This window comes from Nostoc sp. JL31, assembly GCF_017114965.1.
Taxonomy (GTDB): Bacteria; Cyanobacteriota; Cyanobacteriia; order Cyanobacteriales; family Nostocaceae; genus Nostoc; species Nostoc punctiforme_A.
On the sequence record NZ_JABXKO010000088.1, the window covers coordinates 38983 to 58301 of the forward strand.

Consider the following 19319-nt stretch of genomic DNA (forward strand, 5'->3'; position numbering starts at 1 on the left):
AGTGCCAAGAAAACAAAGTTAATATTATACAAATCTATTAGAAATAATGTAGCGATCGCTTCTATCTTAATGAAGTCGATCTAATTAAACATTAAATAAATTTCTAGCCTGCCCTGGCGAATGGAATAGAGCCTCCGGCACGCTGACGCGTAGCTTGCTTCACCGTAGGAGTACGCGGCTATACAAACAAAACCCACCTCCGTGGGTTTCAAGTTCTTCGAGTCCGCGTAGCCGCGATTTCTAATCGCCTGGTATCTTTACTTTAATTTATTTACGCCTAGCTACCTAGTATGTTTCTAGTTTTAGAAAAAATATATGACTAGTGTAGATATTTTTATCTGACTGATTACCAGTTAAAGATACAAGTAGATTTTTGATGCAACATTTAAATGTCAAAGAAAATAGATAAAGTAATCTTTTTTTATCTATAAACAATCATGTATAAGTTACAAAAAAATATTTTATAATTGCTTATATAGAACTTGAAAATTTTAGGGCAATAGTTTAAAACAAATATTTATATTCAAAGAGTGACATTAATAAAGAAAAAATAGTTATAAAGAAATCTTGAAAAACAGGTAAATGTTATTTCGTTACAGAAAAAGATTGCCAAAAAAAGTTAAAAAAATATGACAGCCAATAATAAAAATTAACCATGCCTGAAAATACAAATTCCTCACCCTTAGCTTTGAATACATCTCGATTAGCATCAGATTCTTTTGCAAAATCACAAATCTTGACAGCTTCTTTTAAGAGTTTAAATTATGATTTGGGGTTTGGAAATAAGAGTTCTTTTCTAGCACTAGAAAGTCAGCCGCCAACTGTGCCTGTTAAAACGTCAGCAAATCCCAATCCTAATCCTTACTTAACTAGTGCGGCGATTACTCCTGACTTTAACGGTGATGGTAAAACAGACAAAGTTTGGGTCAATTCTTCAACTGGTGAGATTATCATTCGGTTGATGGATGGCACAACAGTCGTCGAACAGGGTTCTTTGGGTCAATTTGACCTATCTGCCTATGATTACAAAATTGCTGACTTCAATGCTGATGGCAAAACCGACTTCTTATTACGCAATAAGACAACCGGTGAGAATAGCGTTGTCCTGATGGATGGCACCAAAGTTGGTAGTGCGGCTGCTCTAAGTAGCGTTGATCCAGCCTGGAGTCCTCAGATTGGAGATTTCAACGGCGATCGCAAAACCGATATCTTCTGGCATAATGCCACAACTGGGGAGAACGCTATTTGGGAGATGGATGGCACCACAGTTCTGAATGCAACTGTTCTAGACCCTACAGACACAGCACTAACTCCTACCATTGTTGATTTCGACGGCAATGGCAAGAGCGATATCTTCTGGCGCAATGGCACAACAGGCGATAACACCGCTTGGTTTATGGATGGTACGCAAAAGACTGAATTTGCTCTACAATCACAAGATGCCGCCTGGACTTCTAGCCTTGGTGATTTCAACGGCGACTTTAAAACAGACATTCTGTGGAGAAATGCCCAAACAGGTGAGAACAAGGTTTGGACAATGAGTGGTATCTTAGTCACAGAGGGTGCTTTGGGCACACTTGACTCATCCTGGACTTCCAAAATTGGTGACTTCAACGGTGATGGCAAGACCGATATCTTCTGGCACAATGGAACCACAGGTGCGAACACCGCTTGGTTGATGGATGGCACAACAGTTGCAACTGAAGCTTTCTTACCAGCTAATAACGCGGCCTTAACACCATCCCTTGGCGATTTCAACGGCGATGGCAAGACTGATATCTACTGGCGCGATCAGACAGCAGGTACAGACAACATTTGGACTATAAATGAAACGACAGCAGTTGAGACTCCCATCAGCGATGCAGATAAGCTGACCGGAGAGTGGTATACGTTCTAAAATCAGAATTCAGAATTTCTGAATTCAGGAGATGGAGGCAGGAGTCATTATTTTCCCCCTGCTTCCTCTGCTTCTTTCCCAATCATCTTTATTCAAAATTTGTAACTCAAAACCTGAATTTCCCCTTTTTCCGGCAAATCTTTAGGGCTAATGGAAATACTATCTCCATTGCTACGCCGCACTGTCATCCCTTGCATCAAGGTCAGAAAATTATCCAATGGCGAAAGATCGCACTTAGCAGCATCAGCCGCTTGTGTACGGTAATGAGTCGGAATCACTAACTTGGGATTTAAAACTTGAACAGCCTGCTTTGCTTCCTCAGCATTGTAGGCTTTTGCACTGCCTCCCACTGGAATAAATGCCACATCGGGACGCCCCATCAAGATTTTTTGCTCAATGGAAATGGGTGCAGCAGCCCCGCCTAAGTGTAGGATATTAATTCCGCCTTGCTTCCAACTCCAAGCGGTATTTAAGCCAAACTGCTTACCACCTTTGCGATCGTGGTCTATGGCAACTCCTTGGAATTTAATGCCTTTGAACTCGTAAACTCCAGGTTCGTAGATCAGTTTTACATTTCCCGGTAGTACATCCACAGCACCTTCATCTAGCAGTTGGCTGCTAATCAGCACCAAATCTGCTGCAACTTTTGGGGGACGATATCCAGCAGTACAGCCGACCGTCCGAAATGGATTGACGAGAACTTTCGCACCACCACCAGTAAAAAGAAAGCAAGTATGACCCAACCACTTAACTGATAAACCGCTAGATTGTGCGTCAGCTTGAGATTCAGAACCCAAGGTAGTAACCAAAGCTGTTACCAACCCCGCCCCAGCATAGCCCATCAACTGTCGTCGTTTCATTAATTATGCTCTTGACTGTAACTGTTCCAGAAAATTTCGCAATAACTGTTTTCCTGAAGATGTCAGGACACTCTCTGGGTGGAACTGGACGCCCTGAATGTGAGGATAGTTCCGGTGTCGCACTCCCATAATGGTGTTATCTTCAACCCAAGCGGTGATTTCTAACACATCTGGGCAAGTCTCACGTTCGATTACCAAACTGTGATACCTGGTGGCGGTTAGAGGATTTTCTAATCCCCGGAAAACTCCCACTCCAGTGTGAGACACCTGAGAGGTTTTGCCATGCATCAACTCTGGAGCAGGAATTATTTTACCACCGAACACTTGACCAATGCTTTGATGTCCCAAACAGACACCCAAAATTGGTAACTCTTGTCCTAGCTGTTCAATCAATGCTAAAGAAATACCGGCATCTTCCGGGCGACCAGGCCCAGGAGAAATAACCACAGCTTCCGGCTTGAATGCCCGAATTTCATCTATGGATATCTTATCGTTACGAAAAACTTTAATATCATTTGCCACTGGGAACTCTGATGCCAATTCTCCCAGATACTGCACTAAGTTATATGTAAAACTGTCGTAATTGTCGATAACTATAATCAAAGCTCATCACTCCTGGTTTTTACCACTCATCAGTTGTAAAAAGCATAGATAAGTGTCTCATGCTATTTGTTCGTTAGGTGTAAAAATAACGCTGACGTAGACACGTAAATATAAAGCGGCTACTCTGCGGCCACTTTCTAAAGATTACCAAGAATCCTTTAGCCAGGACGCTTGGTGCGTTGGCGTAGCCCGTCGTAGACATCGCACGACTTAAATTTTGAATATATTGTGCAAAGGGGATTCGGACAGAGTGTGAGTCAATTGGCAATGCCTGCGCTAAATGCTCGCCTACGCAACTCACGTTTACAAAGCCGATATAATTAACCTTACCAGAGGGGGGAGCAATAGCGTACCTGCTACTAGCATCGCTACAAAAGCAGAGACAAGGACTGCACCAGCCGCACAATCTTTAGCAATTTTTGCCAACTCATGGTATGTCTGCTTAACGGTTAAGTCCACAACGGACTCGATCGCTGTATTTAGTAACTCTAATGCCAAAACTAAACCACTAGTTATACCAATTACAGCTATTTCTACCGCTTGCAGATGCAAGAAAACGCTTAAAGCGATCGCCATTGCACAAACACTTACGTGAATGCGAAAATTACGTTGAGTTTGAAAACTATAGCTGATTCCAGCCCAGGCATATTTAAAACTAACAAATAAATTAGAGGCTACTTTCCAGGAGAATTCCCGTTCGTTAGACACCAGTGTTTGTAACGAGGTAGGCGTTGGTGGAGAAATTTTTTGGGACATAGACTTAAAAACACAAGAACAGAGTTGCTACAGTGGGAATATTCGCCGATCTTAATGGCAGAATTAAATTTGAGGCAATCTTTAGGCAATTTTCCACAGAAGTATTATAAAAGTATTACCCAAAATTGACATTAAGAGATACATCAGCTACTGCTATTCCATGTCAATAGCAATACCTATTGCATTCAGCAATCCCACTTGCTGTTTTAACATTCGCTCCAAACTTTTTTCATCAGGATGATCCCAGCCCAACAGATGCAATAAACCGTGAGCAGCTAACCAGGCTAGCTCAGTTGGTAAGCTATGTTCCTGTTGTTGAGCTTGGCGTTCTGCTGTATCTACAGACACAATAATATCACCTAAGTATAATGGGACAGAGGCAAGCATTTCTTTGCTTTGAGGAAAATCCACCTCTAAAGCTGCAAAGGCTAAAACATCTGTCGGCTTATTTTGCTGACGATATTGAGCATTCAGTTCTTGAATTTGTAAATCATCTGTCAAACGCAGTCCGATTTCATAACTTGGCGCTGGTGGAATCTGAGGCTGAAGTATTTCCAACCAGTGATTAAACCAGTTTTCCCAAGTTTCAGGGGTAATTCGGGCATCAGTCTCGTCAATCTTTACAGATGTTGTCGGGGACAACTCATAAAAATACTCCTCCACATATAGTTCAACTCTCAGGGGCACACAGTCTCCTTGTCTGAGGTTTACGATTTGTCGTTAGTGAGTGAGGTAAGCAAGACCAACAAGCAGAGCTAAAAGCCCTACAGCAGTCAATCCAAAATGCTTTAGGGAAGTTCCACCCTTCCGCACCATGTTTCGCATGGCGAGTTTGACGTAGCTAGGTTGAGGTTCTGTTGAAGGTGAGTTGCTCATAGTTATTTGTCTACAGACTCTTTTATAACTGTAACAGTTGGTCTGGGATAGAATTGCGATCGCCCATATATTGCTAAGGCGTTTCTCAGTGAAACGCCTTAGTAATTGGGATTTTATGTAATGAGTGCCTTTATGCCGGAGTGTTTTCTACTAGTTTATTTTCTTGGCGCAGATAAGCTTGAATGAATGTATCAAGTTCGCCATTCATCACATCACCAATCGCTGTTGTTTCCGTGTTTGTACGCAAATCTTTCACCATTTGATAAGGGTGAAACACATAGTTACGGATTTGGTTTCCCCAGGAGGCTTCCACCATATCGCCACGAATTTCGGCAATTTCTTGGGCACGTTGCTCTTTAGCTATGACCAACAGCTTTGCTTTGAGACGATTTAGAGCTTTTTCTTTATTTTGCAGTTGCGATCGCTCTTCTGTACAGCGCACGGCAAGACCCGTGGGAAGGTGAACAATCCGTACCGCCGTTTCCACTTTGTTGACATTTTGCCCACCTTTACCACCAGAGCGAGTTGTAGTGATTTCCAAATCCTTGTCTGGAATATCCAATTGCACAGAGTTATCAATCTGTGGCATCACTTCCACCCCAGCAAAACTGGTTTGTCGCTTCCCGTTGGCATTAAAAGGTGAAATCCGCACTAAGCGATGTGTACCCATTTCTGAACGCAAGTAACCATAAGCATAGCGACCAGTAATTTCTAGGGTTGCCGATTTAATTCCAGCTTCATCACCCTCCGACTCTTCAGCTAAAGTTACCTTATAGCCGTGAGCTTCGCCCCAACGGGTGTACATCCGCATCAGCATAAATGCCCAGTCTTGAGCATCTGTGCCACCAGCACCAGCACTAATCGTCAGTACAGCACCTTCCGCATCATAGGGGCCAGAAAGTAACTGTTGTAACTCCCATTGATCAAGGTCACGATTCAGTTTAGTGATAGTAGATTCCGCTTCTTGGAGTAGTGCCTCATCGGTTTCTAACTCCAACAACTCAACAACTGCCTTAGTATCTTCTAGATTGGCGTGCCAGCGATCATATTGCTGAAGATGGGCTTTCAGGTCATTGAGTTCTTGTAGCGTTTGTTGGGCTTGGCTTTGCTCATTCCAAAACTCTGGTTGAGCGGATATTTTTTCGAGGTCTTGAATTTTGGCTGTCAGTGCAGGTACGTCAAAGATAGTCCTGGGTTTTACCCAGGCGGCCAGACAACGTTTCGATTTCGCGTTTGAGTTCTAGGACATCCATAATGCTTGCTAAATAATAGATGGAGCGCTTTAAATTGGAAAATTGCTCTTTATTATACTTGTATTTATTAATTTTAGCTGTAGTTGGGCAAATTCCTCTGCATCACTTGGTAAGTTCCAAAAATTACTTGAAATTATCAAGCGCTTCTTTGGTAAGAGAAGTGGTTTAATTTTGTTGCAGATAGGCTTTGATAAACAAATCAATTTCACCGTTTAAGACTGCTGTCGCAGCAGGTGTTTCTAAATTAGTGCGTAAATCTTTCACCTGAGTGTAAGGATGCAAGATATATTCACGGATGAGCTTGTTGGATAGGGATTTTATCTGCCGGGGTTGAATTTCGTCAATTTGCTCGACAATTTGGGCTAGTGCGATCGCAAACAGTTTACTCTTGAGAATAAATAATACCAATTCTGTATGAAGATGCGCCTATAGTGCAAGAAATAAAGAACGAACCGCCAAGACGCCAAGTACGCCTTCTCTACGAGAGGCTTCGCCAACGCGAAGCGTCTCGAAGAGAAGAAATAAGAAATTAAGAGATTTAGCGCAGCTTCACAAAGAAATGGTATAAGGCTTTCTCTTTGTTTCGCATCTGACTGCGCTCTCGATCGGAAAATACACTAATCCCGTTAGGAATATGAAACACCCGCACCCATGTTTCTGGGCGGTTGACATTCCCCCGATGGCGCGGCAAAGTAATTTCTAAATGCTTCTCTGGAATCTCAAAATCAATAGACTCATCTAAAATAGGGCTGACTTCTACACTGGCTAGACAAGTATGCCGCCTGCCACTAGTAGTTCTAGTGCAGCCTTGATATCTTCTAGAATGAAGTGCGATCGCTGATATTGTTTCTTTGTAGTGTTGAGGAAGTCAATTTCTTGAAGGATCTGATAGAAAGTGACAGAATTATCCCAGAAAGTAGCTTGAGAAATTGATTGATTCAAGTCCTCAATTCTTGCACTCAGTTCTGGGAGGTCAAAGACAGCCTTTAGCCTTGGTCAAGATATTAGACAACCTTTCTACTTCGGTTTTGATATTTAAGAGTTCAAGAATAGTTTTGCTCACTTGAGGCTTAACTTCATCTACATATATTACTGTTAAACGGATGAAAAAAACCGTGGCTGCGAAAAATTTAACCACGGTTTCGCCTTATAAAAATTTACTTGTGTTAGCGTCTACAGACAATTAATCGCGGCCATTGATGGCAATTAGCAACCGCAAGATAAAGACGAACAAGTTGATGTAAGTCAGGTACATCGACAAAGCAGCAGGCAGATATTGGTCATCGCTGTAAGTGCGGGGCAAGATGTAGAAATCGACAACAGAAACCCCAACAAATAGGAATACTCCTAAGCCGGAGATGGCAATTTCTAACCAATTTGGCGTGTAAACACCAAACATGGCTAACCCAAATTGCGCTAAACACACAACCACCAAGGCAATGACACCAAGATTGATGGTTTTCGTCAAAGCCATCCCATCTTGTTCAGAAAGATTTGAACCTATTTGACGGGCAGCAATAAAGGTGACGCCACAACCAAGGGCAGCCAACCCAATGCCTTGAATGCCAACACCTTGGGATCTCAAAGCGACGAATATCAAGCCACTGAGGGTATATCCAGATAAGAGGCTGTAGGTTGCCAACAGTGGTAGTGCAAGCCCCTTATTACCTTTTTGAGCAACATTTTGGGCAACAAAGAACAAAATTAACTCCAAAATCACCGCACCGATGAAGGTGGGAAAGAATATTTCGGGGTTAGTACGGATAACTCCCAAACCGCCGTAGGTTCCTAATGCCGTTAGCACCAATCCACCACCGACGTAGGGGAGGGCGTTGGCGATTACGTTTGGGCCAACGAGGGCATGAGATTTAGCCTCACGGATAGCTTCACGAAAATTACTGGTATTGCTCATATTGAAAAACTGTTTTTTAGGAAACGTTGTGCTTATTCCTATTGTTACCAATCTTTGCTGTTAACAGCCAAGGATTTAATATTGTTGCAAAATCTGAAAGGTAGCTTCGTTGTTAAAAATTGGAATCCTCAGTCTCTGGCGATTCCACTGGATCTTGAGTACTGATAGCATACTCTTTAGCCTTGATTGCAAAGGGAAAAGGCAAAGGCAGGGAAACATCATTGGCAAAATAAGGCCAGCGACTCCTGAGAGAGTGGACAAAGTGAGCTAGCTTGTCGCCCTTGATTTCTGGGTGATGAATCAAGGCTATTTCTAAGATTTTGGCTCTTCCAGCTTGCCTGCTGCCATTATCAAGGCGAGACTGATTTTTTTGTAATATTGTTGTGCCTCGTTCAGTATACAACGCCTTTCTAACGCTCAGGTAGAGCGATCGCTCCCCATCATCACACACACCCTGCCATCGGTAAACTCCACTAGTTCGGCTCCCAGGAGAATCTTTAACAATAGCGACTGGTACTTCACCACTATCTGCAATTCGTAAGCGCACAACCCATAGACGATTGATTTGTTCTTGTGAAAGGTACTGTTTTAGTGCTTGCAGTGGATCATTAGTCAGTAAATTTCGGTTTTGTAGCCAGTTCAATATTTTGCGGGCATTTAGTGCTTCTGCCATGAACAGTACACGCGGGGGTTTCTTATCAGTAATTGGAGTATTGAAACACTCTTGCAAACATTCAGCAACGAACTTATTGATTAGCCTTTGTTCTTTCGTTTGTTCTTTGCGCTTTTGTTCATCATCAAGCTCTTCATTACTTTCATCATAAGAGTTAGAATCCCAGTCTTCATCAAGAAGATGCGCGAGTCCAACAGGATATGATATCCAGCCTTGTTCTTTAAATAAATCATGAGTTGTTAATTCTACTTTAGCTATTATTGGATTAACTCTGATCATCAAAACAACAGTTTTGGGAACATTTTCGGCATTGGTTTTGCGGGTGCGGCGTAGGACATAAAAACACGTTAACCAAACATTAGGATCAATGCCATCTTTTTTGAAATTAATTAAAGGAGTATCAGGTAAAATTCCAAATTGCCTTAGTAAGTCTGATACTGCTCGTTTTACTGGTTCCAAACCAGATTTTTTCAGCTTATCTGCATCGGTTTCGGTGGTTATTCGGTGAATGTGTTGATTGAGATAGCCTGCTTTCATTGCCCCAATTCGCCAAGCCAGCTTGGGATCAGCCTCGGATATACGAGGTTTCGGTCTAATTTCGATTAATGCCCCACTTAGTTCTTTAGTTTGGGCTAGGAATGCGGTAATTTGATTAATGCGCTCTACTAATAAATTAGGACGTTGCTGTTGATAAGTTTTCCTTGCTTCAGAGAAATGTTTAATTTCCAGGTCTTGTGTGAGGTCGCCAACATGTTGAGTCTTGATACATAAAGAACCATAGGAACCTTGATAGATATTTTCTATCTTTGTGGGCGATAAATACAGTAACTGGGAAATTTCAGCAATTAGTGCATCACGACATTGTGGAGTTTCCCACAAAATCAGTATGGTACGGAGGGGATTTTCAGCTTCACGAAATACTGCTGGTGCTGCTAGTTTTGGTCGCAGCATTGGAGTGTATGAATGATTTGGATTGTCAGATTTCTTGGCTTTTTTTGGCTGGGGAGATTGGATATCTTCGTCAGCAAGCAGAGGAACAATTTTCTGTTTGGGTTTCTCTAAAGGCCAGAAAATAAAAATGTTACCTGTCACTCTCTCAGCTTCACCCACTCTCTGAACAGGGAGATGTGCTTCAATAGCTTGATCTAAACTAGCCAAATCTTGTGGACTGACACCAGCAAAGCAGGGTGGTTCTCCTAATTTAGAAGTGTAGGCGATCGCAGCTTGGATACCACTAGGAATTGTGTTGACACCTGACCAGTTATGATTTGGGTTAGAAACGAAATTATTTGCGTCAGGAAGTTGAGAGTCATTGAGAGAAAAAAGATTGCTGATGGCTTGAGGCCATTTCACTTCCTTTCCATAACGGTTCATCATCAGTGGAATAAAGCAAAAGGTTTGGCGTTGTCCATCTAACCACCGACGGTTATCACCAATATGAGCTTTCACGCCTGGATAAGGTACATAATTCAAAGGTTTAGTCAGCCACCGTCGAATTGATAAATGATGATAAACAATAGGTTTTTCGCGCCAGGGAACTGTTTGCAAAACAAACTCAAGGACAAATGAGATGTATGCTGTTTCTGTTGTTTCGTTTCCTTTAGTTACCGTAATTTCGCTGGGAGGCCATGACATTAACTCAGCGCCTTGGAGGCTGACCACTCGGTAAAATGTTAGTTGATACTGCTCATCGACACCAAAAGAAACTCTTGGGTTTTTGAGAAACTCCTTGGCAAGGTAATCTGGAATTGCTTGGTAAAGGTTGCTTGTTTCGACTTTATTTTGAGGATGCAGTAATTCATAGATTTGTGAATTTTCCCATTGCCAATCATCATTATTCAGATTTATAAGCTGTGACTCGACATCCTGCAAGGAACTGAATTCTTCTATCAACCAATCTTTGATCAAATTACCCAAGTCAGAAAGGTCTGTAGTTTCTGTTGCTAATAACCAAGGTATATTGTCTTTTTGCCAGCCATTACGCAAAGTCTTGATAATTTTGGGAAAACTACCAACTACCAGGGGATCGAGGGAATAAACTGGTACAGCCCGATAACTTTTACCTTGGAGTCTGGCACGCTGTTGAGCAAGGCTGTTGGCGACTTGTCGCCATGTTGTAGGGACATAGATTGCATAAAGTTCGTATGTTGGATTCGTTGCAGTAAGTTCCCAAGCACCAGGAAGAATAGTTTTAGTCATAGTTTAAGTTTCTTTCTCTCATTTGTTTCAACGCATTTAAAAAAGCTCCATAGAGCGATCGCGCCAGCACATCCTCACCTTCTACATAAGGTTCCAGCACCTTGATGATGGCAACCAAAAGTGAAGTACTTTCGCTGTCTTGTTCGCCAATTGCTGAATTTGGGGCGAATTTCACATCTATAAAATGGACTACTGCTGGTACACCACCACGCACCAAACGCCCGATGATTTGCCAGATACTTACTAACTGAGTCCAGCAAAGTACCGATCGCTCTCCTTGTGTTAGTTGCTTAAAAGCCCACGCTGCATAGTTCAAGTTGACCATCTCGGCAACGGCATTCTGGTAGAAGATATCTGCAACCTGAGTTAGGGTTAGGTTCCCCGATATTGATTGAGCTTCTTCATAAAGAGTGGAGTCTTTTTCGTGTTTCAGCGCCCAAGCGTTGAGTTGCTGAACAGTAGATTGCCAGTTATCAGGTACTGGCATAGGTCTATTGAGGAATAAAACTGCACCAAATGCAGCTTTGCCTTGAGCATTCAAGATGTTATGACCCCGCTCTAGAGCCATCAAAGGAGCAACTACAATCTGGGTGGGTAAATGTTGTAAATTCCTGATTTCGCTTCGCAGAATCCCATGAAGATGAGTAGGAGCATTGTCGCGCCGGAGGGTGGCAATACCGTCATCGTTGATGTTTACATCGAAGCGGTAGCGCGATTGTAAAATAGACGTGACCCACTCCGATTCGTCGTAGCTACCCACGACAATCAAGATGCGATCGCGATCGCTCCACCATTCAGGTTGCTGTTGTTTTCGCTGTTCTAAATCCTGAAATACCCCATCTAGAAAACTCTCTCCACCTCTTACCGAGTAGCACATAGCCTCCACCATTTCTTTAGCTGCAAGTTTGCGTCTTGCAGGTGGCAATCCTGATAAAGCAATATAGTTTGCTTGCGGATTCTGTTTCGGACTAAAGAAAAATTGACTTTCAGCTATACCTGCCTCACCAGTTCTAGATTGCAACAATACAGTGGGTTTTATATTAATGTGATAGGCTGGCGAACCCGGAGCGTAGCTAGTACCTGATATCAAAACAGTATGTGGCCCGTCCCAATCGTCAACTGCAAACAGTTTTGGGAAATTTAACAGTAACGCACGACCTACACCCACATAGCGGAAATAGTCCAACTTGCCAGCTTTTTTAGCACTACGTTCTTGCTTATACAAAAAACCTAGAATATTTCCCACTGGCGATTCTGGTAAAACTGGGAGGAAGTCATCCGGTGGACGATGTAAAAGGTCTTGGCTTGAGTCGTGCAAGTTAATTACGCGACCGAGGTCGCTCAGATTATCAACTATAAAACCCAGGCGGTTGTCGAGTATGGTGACTAAAATCGCAAACTGGAGATTTCGGGTTAGTTCCTCAAATTGAGTCTCATCTGGTAGGCAAAGATTATGGATTTCTATCCATCTTTTGCACCAAGGAGCAATTTCAGCTAAGGCTTGACGGTCATCTTCCGCAGTTAGTATTGTCAACGCCAAACCTGAAAGTTCACCACCACGACGGGGATTGAGCGGATGTTGTAAAAATCCATCTAGTTGATCCATCATTTGTTTGCGGCGGCGACGTTGCTCTGTGGGAGCCAAGTCTGCTTCAATGATACGTTTACGCCGTTCTTCCATGATTTCTTGGCGAGTTAGTTTCGGCTTCGCTGAGACAGGAATCTCAGGTGGATCAACTAGGTCACGGATAATCCGAGCAAATAGAGAACGACCTGTAAAAGGAAGTGGCCCCAACCACGCAACCAATTTTGAGTGGGTGAGGAGTAGGTGATAGATGCGGTTAGTAGCATTTTGGGTATGGTAGTGTGCGCTTGTCCAAGCAACAAAGCGATCGCCTGCCATATCACCGCGATCGGAATTGTAAATCGTCGCCGAGTTAAGTCCGAGTTTATTTAAAAATGAGTTTCCAGAACCATCGACTAAGACTTCATCAGGGGCAAACTCTTCGTCAAACTGAATCTGCACGCGATCGGCTTCGTCAACGAATAGATATTTACATTCTCGATAAACAGCCTCAGCAAAGGTCAAGTCTTGTTCAAATCCCTGGCGGGGTACACGAGTATGAATGAAACTAGCAGGGGTGAAAATCCATACTGAAGCTGTAGCAATGTCGTGTTCTAAATGGTGACGTGGACATTTGTAATAACAGGGACAAGTGTATTTTTCATCACTTTCCTGCCAGTCTTCATCATCAGAATCATCATTATCAGCTACAAGAACTTTTTGGTAAAGCTTGTGACAAGGTTCATTGCCAAATTCCCACTTATCTTCTGATTGCACTAAAGGTAAAAGTGGACAGACTGGACTAAACCAACGCCATGCAGGATGCATCCCTCCCTTAGTAATTTCCTTACCCTCATTTTTGAGAATAGGTTCGTAGACTTTTGCAAGTTGCTCTTGGCGTTTACTACCCAACACTGGTGCAGCAGGAATTCCTAATTTGTGGCAGAACAAAGAAGCGAGGCGCACTGCTGTAGCAACATCATTCACCATCAACCCACAGCGATCGCCCTGTTTAGCGAAGAAGTAAATCAGAATTTCCAACAGGGTAGACTTGCCCACATTCAAAAGCCCGACAATGTGGATAAGACCCTCTAAAGTTAGCTGATTACCGTGCTGGAAATTATCTGATTCAGCATCGTATAGCTGGAAGAGGATATTTTCCAAGCGGTTACGATAATTTTCTTGTTGCCCAAACTGGGACAATTTATCGTCCATTTCTTGGGCAGCTAGTATTAATTCTTCACGGGTAACGCGACACTGTGGATTCTGCTTAGTCCGTGTGCGACGAAGGGATACTACAGACGAAGGTGCTATGTTAGCAACTTCCTTGGGAATATCAATAGGAACCTCAACTGGAGAGTTACCTTTTTGGGAAATCTTGGCATACCACCGCCCCTCATTTGCTAATTTGACTTTTCGTTGTCTATGCTGTGGAGTTTTTAATAAGGTTGGAAGATATATCTTCTCTAAACGAGTTGGGTAGGTACTGGATGGAATAGTTTGAGGAACATTCCTTGCCTCTTCAAGGCTATAGATTCTAATAATTTCAGGTAAGTTGATATACTCCTGAAGAACTCGCAGCCATTGTCTGCCTTTACGCTTAATCAAATAGAAACGAGCATTTTGTATAAGTTGCCAGTTGCGATCGCTTTGTAATTGTTCAACTGAAAAGCGATATCCTTTCAGCAAGGCTTCCACAGAAGTTGCAGGTTCTTCTGGTGCTACTTCCTTAAGTAAGGTTAATCCCAATTCCACATCAGCAATGAGTTGGGCAAGACGCTTAAGTTCTCGCTGTTGTACCTTAGTATCTGCGTTAACTAAACTAGATACTACATGCTGTTGTAATTCATCCGAGTTGCGGAGTTTTTTACACAGATCCTTGCGCCAGCTAATGGTGTCACGCATTATTTTTTCTTCCCTAAAATTGCTTGAGCCTGAGTGATGATTTCGCTAAATAAGCGCAAGCGCACCCCTTCAAGTTCAGGTTCTAGTTGTTCGCGCACTACCTTTATCCGCAAATAGTCTTCGCGTTCATCTGGAAAAACTACAAAAGTTTCTGTTGCATCACGCCGATACTGCACCTTTTGCAAACGTTCTTCATCCACAGATGACCAATCTTTAAAATCAATTGCCCAACGAACTTTGCGCGGGAACTCTACAAGTAAGTCAAATTCATCGACAAAAGGCCAGAGAGTAACGCGCAAACCCAATTTTGTAAGTTCTTCTTTGAGTTGAATTTCCCAAATTCCCGGCAGTGTACCGTACAAATGTACGCCAGGGGTAACAGCTTTCCAGTCCTCTGCTTTTTCTTTAGGAATAGGTGGCAATGGTTGAAAGCTACTACTTGCACAAAGTCTTTCACACCAAGGGTTACGGCAGGTATATGTACCATCAGGGCGTTGGCGTTGCACATACTTGCAGCGTGGACACAGATGATAGACCCTGCCTTCTGCCAACTTATCCATATCGACATAGATTTCTAACCGTGACAATAACTCCCGCAGTGGTCTGAGTTCGGGTAAACGTAGCTGTTGGCAATATTCTGAGTAATGAAGAGTGGGTTTAGTAATAATCAGTTGTCGAAAAGCGCGATAAGCATCTTCTAACTGATTTCCCCGACAGTATTCCAGTACATCTTTCAGTACTGACTCTTGTACCTGCGCCACCACATCATTACCCGAAACTTGCCATTCTGTAGCAAAATCGGAAACTACTCCGTCTTCTATAACGCTGACATCTGGCGAAAGATATTTAATCTCTTGGGCTGGTTTCCAGGAAGTAATTGATGTTTCCGCCCAATCAAAAAATTGAGGTAGGTTCTCTGGGGCTTGTTCTCCCCGTAGTAAGGAAGTTAAGTACATACGGGACATACCAATGCGAAGGGCTTCTGGTACTTGACTTCGCTTTTCTAGCTCAAGTTTTTCCCACTGCACCACGCCAGTAGCCAGATACCGCAGAGTATCGGTAACAGATAGCTGTAAGGAGGATTTTTCCGGTTCAGATGTGAGGAGGCGAAGACTGCGGGCGCTGTGGTCATCCCATTCCACGTCTATACCGCGCATAGTTTGCAACCACTTCTGAACTGTTGCTTTGTGACGTGGTTGCATTCCGAGTTCTTGACACAACTCTTCTAGAGTTGGCCCTTGTTTATGGATACTAAACCATTGCTGAAGTGCATCGAGAATTTTTTGTCGGTGTTTGGTGATTTTCATTGTTCACCCTCCTGTTTAGCAGAAGTGTGACACCCACCAAACTGGCATGTCAATCACCTGTTTCTATGTTTCCACTAAGTTTCCAAAGTTTCCATCTTACCAATCAATATTGAATAGAAATGCACCTCAAGACCCAACTAAGTACAAATTCCCATAAAAATGAGTCGGAATTATGTTTTTTGTAGCTTAGGTTTTGTTCTTCGACCCAACTTTCAATTTGGATTTTCGACCTTTATTAATGACGGTGCGTACTAAAAGATAAAGTTGCCCAGTTTCTTTTGCGATTTATTCAGTACCAATTCACGTCGCTCTCATTATGACAGATGGCTATTCGGTCAGTTAGGCATTGTTCAGCATAAATAGCTAGTTTTTGTTGCAAAAGCTAAAGATTATTTACCATTCAAGAGTTATATAAAAAGTAAAAATAACCTGTAACAGAGAGGTTCGCAAAATCATGCGTACAAATACTGAATTGTGGAGTTCGGCCCCTGATAAGTTCAGTGAAACGACGATGGCTTATTCTTCCCTGACTAAGCAAAATAATAACAGCTTAGAAGAAAATATACGCAACTCCATTATCTCAGGAATAGGAGTTACAACAAAGGAATGTATATGGCAACAAGTGAGTCCTCTTTACGAACTGATGGTATAGAATTATTACACTTGTACCACCAGAATCCTTCTATTAAACTTCGTAATAAACTTGTACAGTTACACACTGGCTTAGTGCGAAAGATGGCTCATAAATTCAGCCATCAATGTAATGAACCTTATGAAGATTTAGAACAAATCGGTTATTTTGGTTTGATTAGGGCTATTGAGCGCTTCGATCCTAGCCAGGGATATGCTTTTAGCTCCTTTGCAGTGCCATATATTCGTGGTGAGATGCTGCACTTTTTGCGCGATCGCAGTACTCTATTAAAAATTCCCCGTCGTTGGCAAGAATTATACAATGAAGGACAAAAGATTCGCAAGGACTTGTCAATCTCTTTAGGTCGTCCGCCCAAGGATGCTGAAATTGCCAGCCAACTTCGGGTATCTGTACAAGAGTGGCAAGAAACCAAGTTGGCTGCTCAAAACCGTATGCCCTTGAGTTTAGATGCAACCGCAGTTAATTATGTTGATTGCCAAATAACCTTGGGTGAGGCACTTCCTTGTCCTCGTTCTCATGTGCTTCTGCAACAAGAAGAAGAACGCCAACAACTCCAAGGCGCAATAAATATGTTAGAAGAAAAGCCCCGTATGGCAGTTGAAATGGTATTTTTGAAGGAACTTTCTCGCAAGGATGCTGCTAAAAATATTGGTACTAGTCCAATGACAGTAACGCGCTATCTGCAAAAGGGAATTCAAGATTTGATTTGTTATTTGCAACCACAGGTAATGCCTACTGGGTCTTGATGTTATTAGTCAATGGTCAGTGGTTAGTAGAAAAGCAACTGACAAATGACAAATGACAAATAACTAATTATCTAGATTTTAAATCAGCGATCGCACCTTTGGTCATAGCAGCAATAGCTTGGTCTGTCGCTTTTGGCAAATGATAATATTTACCACCTGCTGTTTGCGATAATTCTTTAGCAAAGCCAGTAGACACAAATTTACTTTCCGTATCAATTACTAATAGTTGCATCCCCAAAGCACGAATTCTAGCAGCAATTTCTAATAATTCTCCTTTGATATCTGGCTTTTCTCCTGGTTCAAGCTGTTCACCTAAAGAACGCGCTAAGGGAATATTACCCCGCCCATCGGTGATTGCTACAAGGACAACTTGTCCAATATCTCCACTCATCTGAGCATTTAAGCCGACGCGTACAGCTTGAGTTAAACCATGCGCTAAGGGCGAACCCCCACCACAGGGCAACCTTTCCAAACGGTTACGTGCCAAAGCAATAGAACGTGTTGGAGGCAATAATACTTCTGCCTGTTCTCCTCGAAAGGGAATTAATGCTATTTGGTCGCGGTTTTGATAAGCTTCTGTTAACAGTTGCATCACCGCACCTTTAGCCGATTGCATTCGATTCAGGGCCATTGAGCCAGAAGCATCTACCACAAATACTACCAACGCCCCGGCTTTGCGTACCAGGCGTTTCGAGCGAATATCAGGTTGTTCGACAATAACTTTTCTATCTGGTTGCCTTTCTCTGCGTGCTTTTTGATAAGGAGCCGCAGCTCTGAGGGTGGCATCTACTGCAATGCGTCGCGCTTTCCCCTTGGGTAACATTGGCTTAATGTAGCGTCCCCTGTCATCGGAAAAGATGACACTGCGACTACCAGATTTACCTTGCCGCTTCGCCATTTGAGTAAAATACAGCACGTTGTCATCAAGAATTACCCCTTCTGGATCAAAGATAAACTCTTCCGGGATGCTAGGGGGTTCTTGCTCTTGATTTTCTTCTTGTTCTTCTTGTTCCTCTTCTTCCTCTTCTGATTCGTCCTGCGGTTCTTCTTGATTCTGTTGTGGCGGCGGTGGAGGCGGTGGCGGTGCTTGATCTGGTGGTGGTGTCTGCACAACTGTGGCGCGTGGTACAATTACCAGTTCTACAGCACGGCGCAAATCTTCGGCATTAACTGTTGTCCGTCCCTCCAAAGCCGCCGCAGCTCTAGCAACCCGCGTGGCGAATAACTCAGCGCGATGTCCTTGAACTCCTCCACGAATAGCCTCATCCACTAAATAGGCAATTTGTTCATGGGTGATGATTACTTCTTTTAACCATTCTCGCGCCAAGATGATTTGGGTTTTGAGTGAGTCTAAATCTTCGTTGTACTGTTTGAGGAAGTCTTGGGGAGATTTAGAATAAGCGATCGCTTGTTCAACTGCTTCTACTCTTTGATCTAAGCCGAGTACACCGTCAGCAGAGAGTGCGATCGCAATTCTATCTAATAAATGCTCCCGTAATCCGCCTTCTTCTGGATTGTAGGTGGCAATAAATAAGGATTTACACGGATGCTGAAAACTAATACCTTCCCGTTCAATCTGGTTCCGTCCGTCAGACAATACTGTTAGAAGCTGATTTGATATTTGGTCATCTAATAAATTAATTTCATCTACGTACAGTACACCCCGATTTGCTGTAGCGAGTAAACCGGGCTGAAAAATGGTATCACCTTGTTTTACCGACTTTTCAACGTCCACGGAACCTAATAGTCGGTCTTCTGTAATACCTAGAGGAATTTGCAAAAAAGGCGCGGGGATAATTTCGACGGGAACATCTTGAATGTCTTTGTCTGCGTACTCCGCCAAAAGTTGATCGTCCCATTCTTCTGGGTGGTTGGGGTCACAATTACTGATTGACCCTTTGACAACTTCAATGGGCGGTAGTAGAGCGTGGATAGCACGAGCCATTACAGATTTTGCCGTACCGCGACGACCTGCGATCGCCACTCCTCCCAAACCAGGATCAACGGCTGCTAAAAGCAAGGCTAATTTAATTGCTTCTTGACCAACTACGGCTGTCAAGGGAAAAGCAGTGATTGTGGGGTTGATAGTAGGCGCAGGCATTGTTTGCTTTCATAG

General features: G+C 42.9%; 17 protein-coding genes. 3 read left to right on the plus strand and 14 right to left on the minus strand.

Features of this window, described 5'->3' with window-relative positions; genetic code table 11:
* Window positions 1–655 precede the first annotated feature (655 nt).
* The gene (locus HWQ43_RS20250) at window positions 656–1897 is read left to right on the plus strand and encodes a VCBS repeat-containing protein (RefSeq protein WP_292737375.1); all 1242 of its coding nucleotides are present in this window, start codon (window positions 656–658) and stop codon (window positions 1895–1897) included.
* A 92-nt stretch (window positions 1898–1989) separates the two neighbouring features.
* Here the strand turns inward: HWQ43_RS20250 and HWQ43_RS20255 are convergent, their stop codons facing one another.
* The 13 genes from HWQ43_RS20255 to HWQ43_RS20315 form a co-directional block, all read right to left on the minus strand.
* The gene (locus HWQ43_RS20255; RefSeq protein WP_292737376.1) at window positions 1990–2757 is read right to left on the minus strand and encodes an MBL fold metallo-hydrolase; all 768 of its coding nucleotides are present in this window, start codon (window positions 2755–2757) and stop codon (window positions 1990–1992) included.
* A gap of 3 nt (window positions 2758–2760) precedes the next feature.
* A complete protein-coding gene (locus HWQ43_RS20260; protein WP_292737378.1) occupies window positions 2761–3360 on the minus strand; it encodes an aminodeoxychorismate/anthranilate synthase component II in 600 nt (199 codons plus the stop codon).
* 303 nt (window positions 3361–3663) lie between these two features.
* The gene (locus HWQ43_RS20265; protein ID WP_292737380.1) at window positions 3664–4116 is read right to left on the minus strand and encodes a diacylglycerol kinase family protein; all 453 of its coding nucleotides are present in this window, start codon (window positions 4114–4116) and stop codon (window positions 3664–3666) included.
* 153 nt (window positions 4117–4269) lie between these two features.
* The gene (gene ybeY, locus HWQ43_RS20270) at window positions 4270–4797 is read right to left on the minus strand and encodes an rRNA maturation RNase YbeY (protein ID WP_292737430.1); all 528 of its coding nucleotides are present in this window, start codon (window positions 4795–4797) and stop codon (window positions 4270–4272) included.
* Between the two features lie 39 nt (window positions 4798–4836).
* The gene (locus tag HWQ43_RS20275; RefSeq protein ID WP_094350437.1) at window positions 4837–4992 is read right to left on the minus strand and encodes a DUF3285 domain-containing protein; all 156 of its coding nucleotides are present in this window, start codon (window positions 4990–4992) and stop codon (window positions 4837–4839) included.
* A 130-nt stretch (window positions 4993–5122) separates the two neighbouring features.
* A protein-coding gene (gene prfB / locus HWQ43_RS20280) for a peptide chain release factor 2 (RefSeq protein ID WP_292737382.1) occupies window positions 5123–6245 on the minus strand; the annotation gives its coding sequence in 2 pieces (ribosomal slippage) (window positions 5123–6172 and window positions 6174–6245; 1122 coding nt in all).
* A gap of 165 nt (window positions 6246–6410) precedes the next feature.
* A complete protein-coding gene (locus HWQ43_RS20285) occupies window positions 6411–6653 on the minus strand; it encodes a hypothetical protein (RefSeq protein WP_292737384.1) in 243 nt (80 codons plus the stop codon).
* Between the two features lie 130 nt (window positions 6654–6783).
* A complete protein-coding gene (locus HWQ43_RS33860; RefSeq protein WP_366932869.1) occupies window positions 6784–7089 on the minus strand; it encodes a peptide chain release factor-like protein in 306 nt (101 codons plus the stop codon).
* On the minus strand, window positions 7011–7187 hold the full coding sequence (locus tag HWQ43_RS20295; protein ID WP_292737386.1) for a hypothetical protein: 177 nt from the start codon (window positions 7185–7187) through the stop codon (window positions 7011–7013). Before HWQ43_RS20295 ends, HWQ43_RS33860 begins: the two co-directional genes overlap by 79 nt.
* 241 nt (window positions 7188–7428) lie before the next feature.
* A complete protein-coding gene (locus HWQ43_RS20300; protein WP_292737388.1) occupies window positions 7429–8157 on the minus strand; it encodes a Bax inhibitor-1 family protein in 729 nt (242 codons plus the stop codon).
* A 112-nt stretch (window positions 8158–8269) separates the two neighbouring features.
* On the minus strand, window positions 8270–11029 hold the full coding sequence (locus tag HWQ43_RS20305; RefSeq protein ID WP_292737390.1) for a DUF3962 domain-containing protein: 2760 nt from the start codon (window positions 11027–11029) through the stop codon (window positions 8270–8272).
* Complete coding sequence (locus tag HWQ43_RS20310) at window positions 11022–14498, minus strand: hypothetical protein (protein WP_292737393.1); 3477 nt, start codon at window positions 14496–14498, stop codon at window positions 11022–11024. The genes HWQ43_RS20305 and HWQ43_RS20310 overlap by 8 nt, the downstream gene beginning before the upstream one ends.
* Window positions 14498–15805, minus strand: coding sequence for a Fis family transcriptional regulator (locus tag HWQ43_RS20315; protein ID WP_292737395.1), 1308 nt, complete (start codon window positions 15803–15805; stop codon window positions 14498–14500). Before HWQ43_RS20315 ends, HWQ43_RS20310 begins: the two co-directional genes overlap by 1 nt.
* 454 nt (window positions 15806–16259) lie before the next feature.
* Here HWQ43_RS20315 and HWQ43_RS20320 point away from each other — a divergent pair, with 454 nt between their 5' ends.
* Both HWQ43_RS20320 and HWQ43_RS20325 read left to right on the plus strand, forming a co-directional pair.
* Window positions 16260–16457: a hypothetical protein gene (locus tag HWQ43_RS20320; RefSeq protein WP_292737397.1), complete on the plus strand. Its 198-nt coding sequence runs from the start codon at window positions 16260–16262 to the stop codon at window positions 16455–16457.
* Window positions 16418–17203 (plus strand): RNA polymerase sigma factor SigF, encoded by a 786-nt coding sequence (locus HWQ43_RS20325; protein ID WP_229498888.1) that lies wholly within the window; start codon window positions 16418–16420, stop codon window positions 17201–17203. Before HWQ43_RS20320 ends, HWQ43_RS20325 begins: the two co-directional genes overlap by 40 nt.
* A 67-nt stretch (window positions 17204–17270) precedes the next feature.
* On the opposite strand, the gene bchD is transcribed toward HWQ43_RS20325, so the two are convergent.
* Window positions 17271–19304 (minus strand): magnesium chelatase ATPase subunit D, encoded by a 2034-nt coding sequence (gene bchD / locus HWQ43_RS20330; RefSeq protein ID WP_292737399.1) that lies wholly within the window; start codon window positions 19302–19304, stop codon window positions 17271–17273.
* Window positions 19305–19319 lie beyond the last annotated feature (15 nt).